Raw genomic sequence first — 15,723 nt, 5'->3', positions numbered from 1 at the left:
CGGTGCCGCTGCCAACGCTCCGTGCCCGCGGCCTGTAAGGCTTGGCCCGGTCCTACAGGGCGGCCGACGGGATCGGATGCGCATTGCCTTCGGCCGGATTTGCGCGTGGCAGGGGACCCACCTTGATGAGCTGATCGATATTGTCGAGCTGCTGCATTTCCTTGAACCAGCTGGCTCCCCATCGCGCGCTGAGCCCCTCTGCGTTCAAGGACGACTGGATACGCCGGGCGACCGACACCAACCCGGCTTCGCTGCTGCCAGGCAGGAACAGGGCGAACTCTCCGCGCGCCAGCTGCGCCAGGCTGTCCTGGGGGCGGGTGGCCTGCTTCAGCAGGGCAATGGCCTTCGCTACGTTCTGCTCTGGCCCGACGCCGCCTACCGAGCTGTTGGCGTCCACGTCAAAGCGCAATACGCCGCCTTGCTCGTTGCGATGGCGATGATCCGCCGCTGCCTGCAGGACATCACGGAACGTCCCGAGATCGTGGAGGCCGGCCAACGGTTGTGCATTTTCCATGACCTGCGGATCAGCCGGCAGCCGTTGCACCTCGGCCAGGTGCTGGGCCCACGATCCGGCCAGGACCCGTCCAAAGGTTTCAACCAGCGGCAGGAGGTGCTCGAGTTTGTCGTCGACGACCCGGTTGTCCAGCCCGCAGAGCATCCCCTCGACCTTGCCAGGGATTCGAATCGGCACGCCCAGGTAGCTTGCGATACCCAGCCGTGTCGCCACGGCGGATTGGGCCAGGTGTTCGACTTTCTGCAGGTCTGGGGCGAACTGGGGGCCGCCCATGACGATCATGCTGCGGCACACCGACTCGGGCCAGCTCAAGGACTGGTCGACCTTCAACCCGAAGGAGGCGTCGGTGCAGCCACGGATGATCCAATGATCGTTTTTGACCTCGGCAAGCACCCAGGTTTTCAGCGGCGTCAGCTCGGCAAGCCGCTCAAGCAGCTCGCTCGCGGTGTCTGCCATGCCGGAGAAGGGGACTTGGGTTCTGAGTTCGGTCGACATGGAGCGGCAGCGTTTGGGATGCATCTGATATCGGCAGTAAAGGATCCAGCTATAGCGAGGCCTCGCGCCATTTTCTGAACGGCGGAAGGCCGCCACAGGGCTGGCGTAGGTCGGCCTGAAGTCGACATTCGGCAGGACCGCTGCCCACCACGAGATGGTGAACTGCGGAGGCGAGCGGGCGAGCCAGGCCGCTGCCGCAAGGGCGCAAGCGAGGCGTGGCAGGGAACATCGACGCCGACGGTAGAGGCGCCGGGCAGGCGAAGGCGCCAGGTGCGCCATGTCGTGGATATCGGTGATGTGGGGTAATCTGCGCCGTCCCGAGCATGACCGTCCATGCGGACACACACTTCTTCGATTGCCAAGCGTCCATTGGTTCCGGTAGGCCTCCACTGGGCGGGCATCGCCGTGCCATGGCTCGTGCTCGCGCTGGCCTACGCTCCCGCGGTGGCCCTGACATCGCTGGCCGACAAGCCGCGCGGTGCTCTGGGCCTGCTCGGTGCCTTCCTGTTTCTGGTGGGAAGCTACGTGCCTTGGGCAGCGCTCACGCCGACGCTTCTCTGGCTGTCCAGACGATGGATCATTGGAACAGGGCGAAGCGCGCGTCATCTGGCATTGATCGCCTTGACCGGCCTGGTGGCCATACCGGTGTTGACGGTGCTGGGCTGGGTGCTTGGCCATGGTCTCTTGCACCTGGCAGGGTTCGAGGGCATGGGGTGGCGTGATCTCCAAGGCGGCCAGGGCGCCCTCACCGCGACGACCCTGTTCGCTATTCCCCTTTATTTGGTCGTCATGGGGGCAGGGCAGCTCTGGGGCCACCTGGTCTTGAGAAGTGAGCGAGAGCTGCTGCTGGCCCGAGTGAACGAACAGGCGCTGCGGTCCAGGCTGCATCAGCACTTCATCTTCAATGCGCTCAATGCGATCGGAGAGCTTGGCTATCGTGACGCTGCTCGGGCGGACCTTGCGCTTGGCCATGTAGCGAACCTTCTTCGCGCGATGCTGGAAAGCGCGCCCGTGGTATCGCTAAGGGAAGAGATAGGCGCAAGCGCGGAGTTCATCGAGTTGCACCAGGTGCTGTCTGGTGACATCACGTTCAATATCGATGTAGAGCCGCGGGCATGGAATGCCCCGGTGTCCTCGATGGCATTGCAGCCGTTGCTCGAAAACGCCATCCAGCACGGAGCACGGGTGGGTGGCTTTGTTCGTATCGAAGTGAAGGCCATTGTCGAAAACGCCGAGCTCATGATCACTGTGGTGAACTCGATCGGTGGCGATCAGCCCAGGGGGCTGGGCATAGGGTTGGATCACCTGAGGAGGCGATTGGCTCTCACCCATGGCGCAGCGGCATCGTTGTCCACCGAGCGGCAGGCGACCTGCTTTGTCGCAACGCTCCGTCTCCCGGTAGTGACGGAGGCAGCGTGATTCGTACCCTGGTCGTCGATGACGTGGCGCTTGCGCGCGACCGGCTTGTGCGTTTTCTTGCGTCCGAGCCCGATGTCCTCGTGGTCGGTGAAGCGGCCACCCTCGAAGCCGCGCTTGTGCGGGCCAGGCTTGGAGATGTCGACCTGGTCCTGCTGGACATCGGCCTGCCCGATGGCAGTGGCCTGGACCTGGTGCGTCACCTGGAAACGCTCGTGCCACATGTCGTCTTCGTCACCGCCTACAGCGTGCACGCAGTGCGCGCGTTCGACGCCGGGGCACTGGATTACCTTCTCAAGCCGGTGGATCCCAAACGCCTGCAGCTTGCGATACGCCGCGTGCGGCAGCGCATCGACGGCAAGGGTGCGCAGACGGCCCGCCTGGCCGTCGACGTGGGGGATCGCACCGTCTACCTGGAACCGGCGCAGATTGACTATGTCGAGGTGGCGGGCCATTACGTCTGTATCCACGCCGGAAAGGACACGTATCTGCGCCGCGATAGCCTGGCAAACCTGGCCGATTGCCTTGAGCCACATGGATTTGTCCGTATCCATCGATCGTCCCTGGTGAATGTGACGCGTGTCGTGGCGCTCCGTCCGGCGCGGAACCAGGATGCTCAACTGGAGCTTCTAGGCGGCGCAACACTGCGGGTGAGCCGACAGTTTCGAGGACAACTCCAAGCGCGCCTGCCCACCGTGTCTCAGCCGCTGTTGCACGACTGAGGTCGTCGGACGCACGAGTCGCGCCACACGCAGCCAAAGCCAGGTGCGGGGGGCGCATCGTCCCGGTGTCCTTTCCCGATTTTTCCGTCATGCACCGACTCGCCATCGCCCTTGTTGCATTGCTGGGCTGCAACACCGCCTCTGCGGCAGATCTTCGCGTCTGGTCATTGGACAGCGGCGCAGATGCGCCCCTGGGTGTGCACGTCTCAGGCATGCGGCCCACCGAGCCTGTGGAACTCAGGCTCTCCATGAGGGATGCCAAGGGCAACCTCTGGCGCTCGAGCGCGCTGTACCGTGCGGATCTGGACGGCAGGGTGGATCCATCGAGCACGGCGTCGGAAGCGGGAACCTACGTCGGAGTCGATGAGGCGGGATTGTTTTGGTCGATGCGGCCGGAGGGGCCCGCCAGGCCTTCGCCCTTTCCCATCAGGAGGAGGGAAGCGGATCTCAGGTTTGCACCGGCTCAGTTCACGGTGGAGATGGTGCTGGCCCGGCGGGTAGTTGATACCGTCGAGATGCGACGATGGATCGATGGTGAAGGCGTCTCGGCATTCGCGGTGCATTCCCCCGGACTCGTTGCCCACGTTTACGCGCCCAGAAGTGCGTTGGTGGACGGACGCCGCCATCCCGCCGTCATTACCCTGGGTGGTTCCGAGGGGGGGATCGACAGTGCAGACATGTATGCCGCCTGGCTGGCATCGCATGGGTTTGTGGCGATGTCCGTTGGCTACTATCGCTTGCCTGGATTGCCCAAGGATCTCGTGCGGGTGCCGATCGATCCTGTCTCGGTGGCCGTGGATTGGCTACAGAAGCAACGCTACGTCGACCCATCCGGGATTGGAGTGCTGGGCGGCTCATGGGGCGGAACCATTGCGATGGCGGCGGCATCGCATGATCAGCGACTCCACGCCGTGGTTTCGCTGGTGGGAAGCCCGGCGCCCTTTCGGGGCATCCAGCGAGACGTCGAGCCGGCTGACTTCCATGCCGTCGACAAGCCCGGCTTGACCCTTGCAGGGAAGGACCTGCCATTCCTGCCCTACCGTGCGGGCGCCTCCTGGCTGGACGACACGGATTTGCAGGCCCAGGCGGCATTGAAGGCCGCAATGTTGCCCCTTGAAAGGATCAACGGCCCGCTGATGCTTGTCGCGGCAGGGGACGACCAACTGGGTCTTTCCGGCCAGATGGCGGCGGTGGCAAAGCGTTACCTGGCCCAGCACGCGCGCAAGCAGCCCGATCAGATCCTCTATTTCAGCGATGCGGGGCATCTGATCTCGCCGCTGTGGCAGCCAACAACCTACCGGCATGAGTTGGGTCCTCATCTTCAGGTCGGAGGCAGCCCTCAGGGGTATGCAAGAGCCGACCGGGAAAGCGGCGCGGCTGTCATTCGTTTCCTACGCGCTGCCCTGCAGCGATGAGTGATGGGCACACGTGTGCGATGCAATCGCAAATCAGGCCATGCGATCTGACAAACCAGCGCAGCGTCCAGGCTGGCCTCACGCTGTCGTCCGGCTTCCGGCCTGCTGGATCAATTGCACTGCGGCCACGAAACCGGACACCAGCGGAGAAAGGTCGTCTGCACGGGTGGCCAGTGCGATAGGCGCGTGTAGTGTCTGGCCAGCGATCCTTCGGTAGGTGACGCCTTCGTTTTGAATGCGGCTGACCGATTGCGGAATGACCGACACGCCGAACCCCGCCGCCACCATGGGAATGATGGACGCGATCTGGGACGCCGCCTGTCCCAGGCGAGGGGTGAACCCCGCATCGCGGCAGGCGGCCATCACGGTGTCGTAAAGCCCCGTGCCGATGGTGCGAGGAAACAGGATCAAGGTTTCGCCCGCTGTGGCAGACAGGGGGAGCGGCGTTTCACCGTCGAGCGGATGGCCGCTTGGAACGGCGATGACCATCTCCTCGTCCACGAAGGGGCGCACCGTCACGCGATCATCCTGGTCAACCGGCGGGCGGATGAATGCCACATCCAGTCTGTTGTCACGCAAGCCCGCCAGCAGCGCGGGCGTATTGCTCTGTTCGGGCGACAGCACGACATCGGGGTGCCGGGTGCGAAAGGCCTGGATCGCTGCAGGAATGGCGGGGTTGAAATAGGTTGCGCCAGCAAAGCCGACACGCAACTGCCCGGCTTGCCCCTCGCCATGACGCCGCGCGTCGGCCAGGGCAGCGTCCAGCCGCGCAAAGATTTCGGTTGCCGACAGTTGCAGACTGCGCCCCGCAGCCGTGAGCTCCACGCCGCGTGACCGGCGACGAAAAAGCCGCGCACCGACAATGTCTTCCAACTGTTGGATCTGCATGCTCAGCGGCGGTTGCCGGATTCCAATCTTCTGGGCCGCACGCGTGAAGTGGAGTTCGTGCGCGAGAACGAGGAAGTAGCGCAGATGCCGGAGGTCGATGTTATTCATATCTGGATATCAAAAACGCGATTTTAATATATTGAAAGCTTAGCTACGATGCGTGCACTTCGAAATGCAAGGAACCACGCCGCCATGTCCCTCACAATCGCCGACCTGATCGCCAATACCCTCGCCGACGCGGGCGTGAAACGGATCTGGGGCGTCACAGGTGACAGCCTCAACGGCCTCAACGACAGCCTGCGCCGGCTCGGCAAGATCGACTGGATGCATGTGCGCCATGAGGAAACCGCTGCATTTGCCGCTGGCGCGGAAGCGGCGATCACCGGACAACTCGCGGTCTGCGCCGGCAGTTGCGGGCCGGGCAACCTGCATCTGATCAACGGCCTGTTTGACTGCAAGCGCAATCATGTTCCCGTGCTGGCGATCGCCGCGCACATTCCATCGTCGGAGGTCGGATCGGGCTATTTCCAGGAAACCCATCCGCAGGAACTGTTTCGCGAGTGTGCCGACTTCATCGAGCTGGTCTCCAACCCCGCGCAGATGCCCGGACTGCTGCATCGGGCGCTAAACACCGCCATCGGCCGTCACGGTGTCTCAGTGCTCGTCATCCCCGGCGATGTGGCGCTGCTGCCCGCCCCGGCGATCGCCCCCTTGAATGCCGCACTGCCCAAACCCGCGCGCACACTTCCCGCCGTCAGCGAAATCGAAACACTGGCGGAGCGATTGAATGCCGCCAGGACCGTCACCATTCTCGCCGGCAGCGGATGCGCGGGCAGTCACGATGCCCTGGTTGCGCTGGCGGCCAAGCTGAACGCGCCAATCGTGCATGCGCTCCGCGGCAAGGAACATGTCGAGTGGGACAATCCCTACGATGTCGGCATGACGGGGCTGATCGGCTTCTCCTCCGGCTATCACGCGATGCTGTCCAGCGACACGCTGTTGATGCTGGGCACGGACTTTCCCTATCGCGCCTTTTATCCCAACGGCACGCAGGTGCTTCAGATCGATCGTGACCCCGGCGCCCTCGGCAAGCGCGTTGCGCTGACGCAAGGGCTGGTCGGCGATGTGGCGGAGACGCTCGCAGCCCTCCTGCCGCTGTTGAACCAGCGCACGGATCGTGCCTTCCTGGAGTCGGCGCGCCAGCACTACGCGCAGGCGCGCAAGGGACTGGACGATCTTGCCGTTGCATCGCCGCCAGGAAGGCCGATCCATCCCCAGTATCTTGTTCGCCGTATCAGCGAGCTTGCAGCGCAAGATGCCATCTTCACCGCGGACGTCGGCACGCCGACGGTTTGGGCGGCACGCTATCTGGTCATGAACGGCAAGCGCCGCCTGCTCGGTTCATTCAACCATGGATCAATGGCCAATGCGTTGCTCCAGGCCATCGGGGCACAGGCGGCCGCGCCGGAGCGGCAGGTGGTGTCGCTCTCAGGCGACGGCGGATTTTCCATGATGATGGGCGACTTCATTTCCCTGTCTCAGCTCGGGCTGCCGGTGAAAGTGATCGTCATCAATAACGGCTCGCTGGGCTTTGTGGCAATGGAAATGAAGGCCGGCGGGTATCTGGACACGGGCACAGACCTGAAGAATCCCGATTTTGCCGCCATGGCGACGGCGATGGGTGTCAAAGGCATACGGGTGGAGCAATCGGACGATGTCGACGATGCGCTGCGCACGGCCTTTGCCCACCCCGGGCCGGTGCTGGTGGACGTGGTGACTGCCAAGCAGGAACTCGTGATGCCGCCAAAGATCCAGCTCGAGCAGGCCAAAGGCTTCAGCCTCTTCATGCTGAAAGCGCTCATCAACGGACGTGGTGACGAGGTGGTCGATCTTGCCCGCACCAACCTGAGGTTCTGATCGGATGATGGGCCTGGCAGATCCAGACGACCGAGCCGAAATCGTCCAGTCGCGGGCCGAGAAGCACGCCCGCGATGTCGCCTTCGTGCTGCGCTGCTCGGGGGCGGCGACCGTGTCCTTCATGCTCGGGCAGGCTGTCGGGCTCCCCCATCCGGTTTGGGCGGCAATGTCCGGCATCATCGTCTCCCAGGAGAGGCTGGGTGAAACACGCGACGCAACGGTGAGCCGTCTGCTCGGCACGCTGGTTGGCGTGGCCATCGCGGTGACGGTCGGAATGTTGACCACACCATTGGGGATCGCCATCGCCGCCAAGGTCGCCATGTCCGTCGGGCTTGCGGCAGCGGTCGCGCGTCTTTATCCGCCTTTGCGGGTGTGCATGTGGACGTGCCCCATCGTGTTTCTGACTGGAGACCCGGAAAGCTCCTATCTTCTGGTCGGTGTCTATCGCGGCACCGAGGTTCTTCTCGGGGGCATCACCGGTACGCTGCTGCATGTCATGGCCGAGGCCGTTATCCGCCGGATCTTCTATCATGGTCGGCAATGACGGCGTGCGCGCAGCGCCCCCCATGGTCCGGGCAATGAGCGCGGGATGTTGAGCGGCATCGTCTCCGACAATGGTCGCGCCTGTGATGCGGACGTCGGGTGCTGCCTGGAGACCGACGGATTGCGTCTATCGTCGCTGCTGGCGGAAGTGAGCGTGACGTTGTCGCGTTGGGTCCTGCTTGCGCGTTCGTCTCGATATGCAAGACCTGCGTGAGGCGGGCCCGCGCGCGCCGCGACACCGGGGAGACGTGTTCGCCGGCACCGGGTCGATGATGGCTGCACATGGCCGTGCCAGCGGAGGCGCTACCGTGTGGGGCACATCACGCAGGCGGTCCGGTCGGGTATGGAACAGAAACAACATGAGTGGATGCAGGCCGTGACCGAGGCGCTCAGCGACCTGCTGGCCGCACGCGTGGCCCAGGCCACGCTGCTGGAAGCGATGATGGTCTCGCATCCCGACCCGGTGATGCTGCGCAAGGCATGGGACGAGTTGGCGTCCCAGCGCATCGCATATGTCGCGCAGAAAAAAGCGGTGGCCGCCGATCCACGGCCGATGGATGCCTACACGCTCGAGCAGTTCCAGGCCTGGGAAGAAAAACTCAGCCGCTACTTTCCGCGTACGCCGGATGCGGAGCGCCCCGATGCATGAACTGTCCGGTCAACGGCTCACTCGCGTGACGTGGCGGCGATGGGGCGGGTGGGTGTGGCCGCTCTGCATGACGCTTGCGCACGCGGGCGCCAGTGACTGTGGCGGGAGCCGGTCATGGCTCCCGGGCCTGCGGTCAGTTGGTGCTCACGTGGTTTTTGGTGATCAACGCAGCCGCTGCTCCGGCTAGCGTCAGGCCACCGATGCGCGCAGCCTGGCCTTGTCGGCATCCAGGCGCAGGGTGGCAGCGGCGAGGCCGGGCGCGGTGGCCTGCAGCACGATGCTGCCGGTGCTGCGCGTGCTCTGCAGCAGGGCCGCACACAGTCCATTGAAGGCCTTGCGTTGCGGCGCCTTGTCGTCCTCGTGGCTGGCAGGATCGCCGTTGCCCACGCCGATCAACCGCGCCGGGCCGCGCAATGCGAACTGCACCAGGGTATCGGCGGTGGGAACGACGCGGCCCTGTGCATCGACGATTTCCACCTTGACCACTGCCACGTCTTCGGCATCGGCGCGCACTGCCTTGCGGTCGCAGCTCAGGCGGATCGCTGCCGGCGTGCCGGCCGTCTCGCGGCGTTCGCTGCGCACCAGTTTGCCGCCGCGGTAACCCCGGGCCTCGATCACGCCGGGTGCGTAGACCACGCGCCATTCGACATGGCCGTAGGCCGGGACCTGCTGCAGGCCCTGGCTGACGCCGTTGACCAGCAGTTCCACCGCTTCGAGATTGCTGTGGCACCAGACCTGGACGCGGCCCTTGTCATCGGGCTGCAGCAGGCCGTCCCAGTTCCAGTGCGGGAACAGATGCAGCACCGGTTCGCTGGTCCATTGCGCGCGGTAGTACCAGTAGTTGTCCTTGGGGAAGCCGCAGCTGTCGAGCACGCCGAACTGCGAGGCGACATTCGGCCAGCGGTTGTAGGGCGTGGGCTCGCCGCGGTAATCGAAGCCGGTCCAGATGAAGCCGCCTGCGATATACGGGCGCTGCGCGACATAGCTCCACCAGGCTTCGGCGGTGCTGGCCCACCACGGGTGGTCGGTGTCGTAGGCGCGGGTATAGCCGCGCGTGTCGTCGCGCTGGTAGTTGCCGCGCACCGACACGGTGCTGCCGGTTTCGCTGCCATAGATCGGAATGTGGGGGTACTGCGCATGGAAGCCATCCATCTGGCTGGTGCGGTAGTTGAAGCCGACCACATCCACGACCTGGCCGACGCCATCGCCAAAGCCCTTGTCCATGGCGAAGGTGGTGGGGCGGGTGGGATCGAGCTGACGCACGCGTTGCTGCATGCGGCTGACGATGAGCGCGCCACGCTCGGTGACCTGCTGCGGTTCTTCGTTGCCGAGCGACCACAGGATCACGCTGGGATGATTGCGCCCGCGCCGCACCATCGTCTCCAGCTCGCCCATGGCTTCGGGGTCGGTGGACATGCGGCGGGTCTCTTCGATCACCAACATGCCGAGCCGATCGCACAGTGCGAGCAGTTCGGGCGTGGCCGGATTGTGCGAGCTGCGGTAGGCGTTGCAGCCCATCGACTTGAGCTGGCGCAGGCGCCATTCGTGCAGGCTGTCCGGGATGGCGGTGCCGACGCCGGCGTGATCCTGGTGGTTGTTGGTGCCATGCAGCTTGAGTGGTGCGCCGTTCAACAGGAAGCCGCGTTGTGCGTCAAAGACGGCCGTGCGCACGCCGAATGGCGTGACCAGCGCATCGACCGCCTTGCCATCGCTGTGCACGCTGGTGGTCAGGTGGTAGAGCTGCGGGGTGTCGATCGACCACAACGCAGCCTGGCCAAGCGGCAGGGTCTGCTCGACGCGCTGTACCTGGCCGGGTGCAACGGTGACCGTGGCGCTGGCTGCCTGTGCAACGACGCGGCCATCCGGCGCGGTCACGCGCACCTGCACCGTGCATTGGCGCGCGCCGCCGCCATCGTTGCGCACTTCGGTGGACAGCTGCGCGGTGGCGTTGTCGCCGTGCACGGTGCTGCGCACGAACACGCCGTCCTGCGGCAGATGCAGCGGGTCGGTCTTGTGCAGCCACAGATGGCGGTAGATGCCGGCGCCTTCGTAGAACCAGCCTTCGCCCAGCGTGGCATCCACGCGCACGGCGATGAGGTTGGGCTTGCCGTAGTCGAGCACTTCGCTGAGATCGACCTCGAAACCGCAATAGCCGCTGGCATTGCGCCCGACGATGTGGCCGTTGCAGAACACGATGCAGTCGCGGAACACACCGTCGAACACCAGGCTGATGCGCCTGCCCAGATCGCTTGCGGGAATCTGCAGCGTGCGCCGATACCAGCCCACGCTGGTTTCCGGAAAGCTGGTGCCCAGCGGCTTGTAGCCGTGCGCAGCGGCCGGGTCCTCTTCGGTGATGGTGGCCGAGATCGGTTCCTGCCGGAAGGGCAGGGTGACCGCCCAGTCGTGCGGCAGATCCAGCAGTTCCCAGCCACTGTCATCGAAGGCGAGCTGCGCGGCGGTGGCGGTGTCCTTGCCGGCCTTGGCGAAGCTGCGCTGGAAGGTGCCGAACTCGAAGTCGCGCGACGGGTCGCTGGCGTGACCAAGATGGAAGCGCCAACCGAAGTCGAACAGCAGCCGTTCGCGCGGCGCCAGGGCTGCATCGCCGAGTGCGGCAAGCGGCGTGGCGTTGTCGGCTGCAGCTGGCGCTGCAGCGGCGATGGCGGGCAGCAACGCACCGGCCGTACCGACCGGAAGTGCGGCGCCCACGCCGCTGGCGAGCATGCCGCGCAGCAGTTCGCGGCGATTGATGCCGGTCATGGCTGGGTCCTCCTGCGGGCGTCGGTGGGCTTGCCTGGGGTGATCGACGCAGGCTTGGCTGCTGCAGGCTGACCGGACGCCGGCACGCCGGTATACGGGTGACGCATGAAGTCGATCGCCGGCAGCACGTCATTGGCGTGCTTGAAGTCGAAGAAGCTGGCGCTTTCCCACGACGAGCCGGTGCCCCAGCGCGTCTTGCAGCTGCTGCTGGTCCATGCCGGCTCCCAGTACACGACGCCGGCGCCGCCGGTGTCGATCACCAGTTGGGTGAGGTCGACCATGTAGCGGAACTGGCCCTGCGGGGTGGCCGGGTAGCCGGCAATCAGCGAATCCTCGCCGAGCAGGTTGTGCGAGGTGTCGCCGGGCTCCAGCGTCCACGGATAGGCGGTTTCCACCACCACCACATCGGTGTCGTATCGGCCGCGCAGGCGCTTGATGGTCTTGCCCAGCTCGGCCATCGACTGGGTCGACCATTTGCGGTAGTAGCTGATGCCGATCAGGTCGTAGTCGGTGACGCCGGCCTTGGTGGCTGCGGCAAACCACGGCTCCACATTCTCCGGCTGGGCGATATGCAGCATCACCCGCGGCTTGATCGTGGAGCGTGCGCCGATGTCGCGTACCGCCTTGATGCCGGCGTTGAACAGCTTGGCGTTGCGCTGCCAGTCGATGGGGCGCTTTTTGTCCCATGGCTGGCTGTCCATCAGATCGGAATTGCTTTCGTTGCCGACCTGCACCAGCTCCGGCATCAGGCCGGCACGGTCGAGCGCGCTGAGCGTGTCATAGGTGAAACCGTACAGCGTGCGCGCCAGTTCATCGGTATCGGTGATGCTGGCCCAGGCCTTGGGAATCAGCTGTTTTTCGCCATCGGCCCAGTCGTCGGAATAGTGCAGGTCCAGCAGCACCTGCATACCCTGCGCACGTGCGCGCGCGATGGTCTTCTTGACGTCGGACAGGTCGCTGTAGCGGGTCCAGCGGGCATCGTTCCACAACCGCACGCGCACCAGGTTGGCGCCGTGCGCATGGAACAGTTCGAACGGGTCCTTGACCACGCCGTTCTCGCGGTATTGCACGCCGCATTCCTCCATCTCGTTGACGTAGGACAGGTCTGCGCCCAGATACAGCGTGGCGGGGGCCGGGGCGGCGTGTGCGAAGGTGGAGATGGCCAGCGCGAGCAGCGCGGGTGTCCAGAGGCGACGTGTGGAGCGCATGCAATTCCTCGACAGATAGAGCGCGGAGCGGTGACAGCCTGCCGCAGGCGGCGGTGCCGTCGTGCGGTCGGTGCGCAATCGCACCGCTGCTGACGGAGACGATTGCGCACCGCCCGCAGCTGTGGAGCAGTCGTGCAGCGGAAGTCAGCGACGCTTAGAACTTGTAGGTCGCTTCCAGCGAGTAGCGACGGCCAAACACCTGGTAGCCGCCGTCGTCCTGGTTGGCCAGGCGGTTGGGCTTGTTGTCGGTATAGGCGCGCAGCGGTTCGTTGGTGAGGTTGCCGGCCTGGAAGCGGAAGCCAAGCTGCTTGCTGTACTGCCAGTTCAGGCTCAGATCCACCGTGCCTTCGCTCTGCAGCCGTGCCAGGCGCGCCGCATTCCAGCCATACACCACGGTGTAGGGGCTGTGGTACTTGTAACCCACGCGCGCTTCGAAGCTGCCGTTGCTGTACCACAGGTCGAAGGTGCCGGTCTTGCGTGCCAGCCCGCCCAGCGGCAGCGGGTTGTTCTCCGGCGAGAACTCCTTGAGGTTGGAATCGACCAGCGAGAAGTTGGAATAGACGCCGAAGTTCTCCATGTGCGGGATGAAGTAGAACGGCGTCTGGAAGGTGAGTTCCACGCCGTTGATATGCCCGCCACCGCCGTTGAACGGGGCGCTGACCAGGTAGTCCAGGCCGTTGATGATTTCGCGGTCGGTACGGTAGCCGATGCTGGAATCCACTTCCTTGCGGTACACGGCCAGTGCGGCGAGCGCTTCCTTGTGGAAGTACCACTCGTAGGACAGGTCGACCTGGGTGGCCTTGAACGGATCCAGCTGCGGGTTGCCGCCGCTGCCGGTGAGCTGGCCGATGGTGACGTTGGGGTCGTCCAGGCGCCGGCCGGTGCGCAACTCGTCCAGCGGCGGACGCGCGATGACCTTGGCCACTGCAAAGCGCAGGATGCGTTGATCGTCGATCAGGAAGTTGACGGTGGCACTGGGCAACACGTCGGTGTATTCCTTGCGGTCGCTGCTGGCCTGCACGGTGGTGCCGACCGAATCGAAGCCGTCGCTGGTGGTCTTGGTGTTGACCAGGCGCACGCCGATATTGCCGGTGACATCGGTGCCGAACAGCTGCGAGCTGAAGACCGCCTTGGCGAAGGCTTCGCGCACGTCTTCCTTGACGTTCCAGTGGTCGAGCAACTGCTCGTTGAGCGTGGCCGGGTCGAAACCGCCGAAGCCGATCTCGGCGATGGCATCCATGTTGCCGCCGGTCAGCGTGGGCACGTTCAAGTCCGGCATGGTGACCGGGTAGATCAGGCCCTGATAGGCCGAGATCGGCTGGTCATAGCCGGACTGGTTGCTGATGAAGCGGCGGTTCTGCTTCTCGCGGCGCGCGGCACGTGCGCCGAACTCCAGCGAAGTGAAGGCGGCGGCATCGATCGAGCGGCTGGCGTTGAGCGCCAGCGCGGCGATCTTGTCGCGCAGCCCCTGCGGCTCGGTCTGGCCGGCGATGCCCCATTCGGGCGTATCCGAGCTGGTGCGGATGGTGGGGGTGACGCTGCGGCGGAAATCGAACGAGACGGTGTCCGGGTTGCTGCCGAAGCGCACCGCCTGCCAGGTGTTGTCGCGCTTGGCCTGCGAGAACGACAGGTCGCTGCCCAGCGTCCACACATCGCCGCTCCACTTGGCGTTCAGGCCGCCGGCGGTGAGCGTCTTGACCTCGTTGTAGTGGCTGACCACATGGTCGACCTGCAGGTTCGAGTTGGCCAGCGTGCCGGCCACCACATCGCCATCGACGATGGTGTAGGACGAGCCCGGCGTGGTGTACGGATTGGCGCCGGTCGAGAAGGTGCTGTAGGCCAGGCCGTTGAACCAGTTCTGCAACTGGTCTTCGTCGATCTCGATGCGCGAGTACAGGCCGTCGAACTTCAATTCGAAGTTGCCCGAGCGCCATTGCACGGTGCCCATCGCACCGGTGCGGGTCTGGTCGGTCAGCTTGAGCTGGTCGGCCGCGCCGAACGGAGTCGGGTCCACGGTCCCGTCGCCATCCACATCGCGCGAGGTGGTGGCATCGGTATAGCCCCAGCTGCCGATCGAGGAGTTGGAATTCTTCTGCTTCTGGTAGGTGGCGCCCAGCGCAACGGCCAGGTTGTCGTTGATCTGGTGCACCCAGCTGGCGCCGAAGCGGCTGCCCCACGGGGTGTAGCCATCCACGTCCTTGGCGTGGTCGTAGAACACCGGGCCGGCGGTGCCGACAAAGCCCGGGCCGGTGTAGTCCAGCGGGCTGATGGTGGAGATGTCCACCGTTGCCGCGAGACCGCCGGCGACCAGGTCCGCCGACTGGGTCTTGTAGACCTTGACGGTGGAGACGATCTCGGTGGGAAACACTTCCCAGCGCACTGCGCGATTGGGCTCGGAGGAGGCGATCTCGCGCCCGTTGACGGTCCCCATGGTCATGCGCGGGCCAAGGCCGCGCACGGTGGCCAGGCTCTCGTTGCCGCGGTCGCGGGTGCCGTTGACGCCGGGCAGGCGCACCAGTGCTTCGGCCACGGTGACGTTGGGCATCTGCCCCATGTTGTCTGCGGAGATCACTTCCATGACGTGATCGGACATCTGCTTGGCCTGCACCGCCTGATTCAGGCTGGCGCGCTGGCCGATCACGGTGACGTTGTCGAGCGTGACCGGCGGCGCAGCTGCGGTGGTGGCATCGGTGGCCGGCGCTGCGGCAGGCGCGCTGTCCTGCGCGTGCGCACTGAAGGCGGTGGCCAGCACGCAGGCGATGGTGGTGCAGAGGACGTCGCGCACGGGTGTGCGGCGCAGGCGCCGGCTGGCCGGGTGGCCGGTGTGGTGAACGGGCATCGTTTGATCCCTCCCAGGACAAAGTTACCGAATGAAATAGTGGCCGCTGGTGCGGCGCTCTGGCGCGGCTGCGCGCGGGTGCGTCCGGCGCGGGCATGGCGGTTGCTGCGGTACTGCGGTGTGGAGCCGATTGGTCGTTTGCGTGACGCTGTGACGATCGTCGATCGCCCTGGCGTCCCCCTGTCCTGCATGTGTCCGCTTCAGGGTAGAAGCGCAAGTCATTCCATTCCAATGAAGCATTTTGCGTGAGCTATCTCGCGTTGGAATGCTGCACTGCAGCGGTAGCGTCTGGTTCGTCACCGTTGCGGCGTGAGTTGCAGGTGCCGGGCAATGACGTGCCTGGTCGATGCGACGGGCCCT

11 protein-coding genes are annotated in these 15,723 nt (G+C 65.0%); 6 read left to right on the top strand and 5 right to left on the bottom strand.

Features of this window, described 5'->3' with window-relative positions; genetic code table 11:
• Window positions 1-52 precede the first annotated feature (52 nt).
• Window positions 53-1,009, bottom strand: a complete 957-nt coding sequence (locus EO174_RS07440; protein ID WP_115676396.1) for a GAF domain-containing protein — start codon at window positions 1,007-1,009, stop codon at window positions 53-55.
• A 333-nt stretch (window positions 1,010-1,342) separates the two neighbouring features.
• On the opposite strand from EO174_RS07440, the gene EO174_RS23150 reads away from it, so the two are divergent.
• The 3 genes from EO174_RS23150 to EO174_RS07425 all read left to right on the top strand — a co-directional run bounded on the left by EO174_RS23150 (window position 1,343) and on the right by EO174_RS07425 (window position 4,562).
• Window positions 1,343-2,428 carry a histidine kinase gene (locus tag EO174_RS23150; RefSeq protein WP_115676397.1) on the top strand — a complete coding sequence of 362 codons (1,086 nt, stop codon included), beginning with the start codon at window positions 1,343-1,345 and terminating at the stop codon, window positions 2,426-2,428.
• Window positions 2,425-3,147, top strand: a complete 723-nt coding sequence (locus EO174_RS07430; protein WP_235858404.1) for a LytTR family DNA-binding domain-containing protein — start codon at window positions 2,425-2,427, stop codon at window positions 3,145-3,147. The genes EO174_RS23150 and EO174_RS07430 overlap by 4 nt, the downstream gene beginning before the upstream one ends.
• Window positions 3,148-3,212: 65 nt before the next feature.
• Window positions 3,213-4,562: an acyl-CoA thioesterase/BAAT N-terminal domain-containing protein gene (locus EO174_RS07425; RefSeq protein WP_126943429.1), complete on the top strand. Its 1,350-nt coding sequence runs from the start codon at window positions 3,213-3,215 to the stop codon at window positions 4,560-4,562.
• Window positions 4,563-4,640: 78 nt separating this feature from the next.
• On the opposite strand, the gene EO174_RS07420 is transcribed toward EO174_RS07425, so the two are convergent.
• The gene (locus EO174_RS07420) at window positions 4,641-5,558 is read right to left on the bottom strand and encodes a LysR family transcriptional regulator (RefSeq protein WP_241239975.1); all 918 of its coding nucleotides are present in this window, start codon (window positions 5,556-5,558) and stop codon (window positions 4,641-4,643) included.
• Window positions 5,559-5,654: 96 nt separating this feature from the next.
• Here EO174_RS07420 and poxB point away from each other — a divergent pair, with 96 nt between their 5' ends.
• The 3 genes from poxB to EO174_RS07405 all read left to right on the top strand — a co-directional run bounded on the left by poxB (window position 5,655) and on the right by EO174_RS07405 (window position 8,559).
• Complete coding sequence (poxB, locus tag EO174_RS07415) at window positions 5,655-7,367, top strand: ubiquinone-dependent pyruvate dehydrogenase (protein ID WP_206515049.1); 1,713 nt, start codon at window positions 5,655-5,657, stop codon at window positions 7,365-7,367.
• Window positions 7,368-7,371: 4 nt separating this feature from the next.
• Entirely contained in the window at window positions 7,372-7,911 is a 540-nt protein-coding gene (locus tag EO174_RS07410; protein ID WP_126943423.1) for an FUSC family protein, read from the top strand.
• A gap of 342 nt (window positions 7,912-8,253) precedes the next feature.
• On the top strand, window positions 8,254-8,559 hold the full coding sequence (locus EO174_RS07405; RefSeq protein WP_164740120.1) for a hypothetical protein: 306 nt from the start codon (window positions 8,254-8,256) through the stop codon (window positions 8,557-8,559).
• 189 nt (window positions 8,560-8,748) lie between these two features.
• Here EO174_RS07405 and galA read toward each other — a convergent pair whose 3' ends face one another.
• The 3 genes from galA to EO174_RS07390 all read right to left on the bottom strand — a co-directional run bounded on the left by galA (window position 8,749) and on the right by EO174_RS07390 (window position 15,363).
• The gene (gene galA, locus EO174_RS07400) at window positions 8,749-11,316 is read right to left on the bottom strand and encodes a beta-galactosidase GalA (RefSeq protein WP_126943421.1); all 2,568 of its coding nucleotides are present in this window, start codon (window positions 11,314-11,316) and stop codon (window positions 8,749-8,751) included.
• Complete coding sequence (locus EO174_RS07395) at window positions 11,313-12,524, bottom strand: arabinogalactan endo-1,4-beta-galactosidase (RefSeq protein WP_126943418.1); 1,212 nt, start codon at window positions 12,522-12,524, stop codon at window positions 11,313-11,315. The genes galA and EO174_RS07395 overlap by 4 nt, the downstream gene beginning before the upstream one ends.
• Before the next feature lie 154 nt (window positions 12,525-12,678).
• The gene (locus EO174_RS07390) at window positions 12,679-15,363 is read right to left on the bottom strand and encodes a TonB-dependent receptor (RefSeq protein ID WP_126943415.1); all 2,685 of its coding nucleotides are present in this window, start codon (window positions 15,361-15,363) and stop codon (window positions 12,679-12,681) included.
• Window positions 15,364-15,723 lie beyond the last annotated feature (360 nt).

Source organism: Xanthomonas sp. BRIP62418 (genome assembly GCF_003993495.1).
GTDB lineage: Bacteria > Pseudomonadota > Gammaproteobacteria > Xanthomonadales > Xanthomonadaceae > Xanthomonas > Xanthomonas euroxanthea.
This window is presented reverse-complemented; position numbering and strand designations above follow the sequence as displayed.

Excerpts from the sequence above, each read along its gene's own strand:
- EO174_RS07390 (WP_126943415.1), bottom strand. The coding sequence starts at position 15,363 with ATGCCCGTTCACCACACCGGCCACCCGGCCAGCCGGCGCCTGCGCCGC.
- EO174_RS07420 (WP_241239975.1), bottom strand. The coding sequence starts at position 5,558 with ATGAATAACATCGACCTCCGGCATCTGCGCTACTTCCTCGTTCTCGCG.
- galA (WP_126943421.1), bottom strand. The coding sequence starts at position 11,316 with ATGACCGGCATCAATCGCCGCGAACTGCTGCGCGGCATGCTCGCCAGC.
- EO174_RS23150 (WP_115676397.1), top strand. The coding sequence starts at position 1,343 with ATGCGGACACACACTTCTTCGATTGCCAAGCGTCCATTGGTTCCGGTA.
- EO174_RS07395 (WP_126943418.1), bottom strand. The coding sequence starts at position 12,524 with ATGCGCTCCACACGTCGCCTCTGGACACCCGCGCTGCTCGCGCTGGCC.
- EO174_RS07405 (WP_164740120.1), top strand. The coding sequence starts at position 8,254 with ATGGAACAGAAACAACATGAGTGGATGCAGGCCGTGACCGAGGCGCTC.
- EO174_RS07440 (WP_115676396.1), bottom strand. The coding sequence starts at position 1,009 with ATGTCGACCGAACTCAGAACCCAAGTCCCCTTCTCCGGCATGGCAGAC.
- EO174_RS07410 (WP_126943423.1), top strand. The coding sequence starts at position 7,372 with ATGATGGGCCTGGCAGATCCAGACGACCGAGCCGAAATCGTCCAGTCG.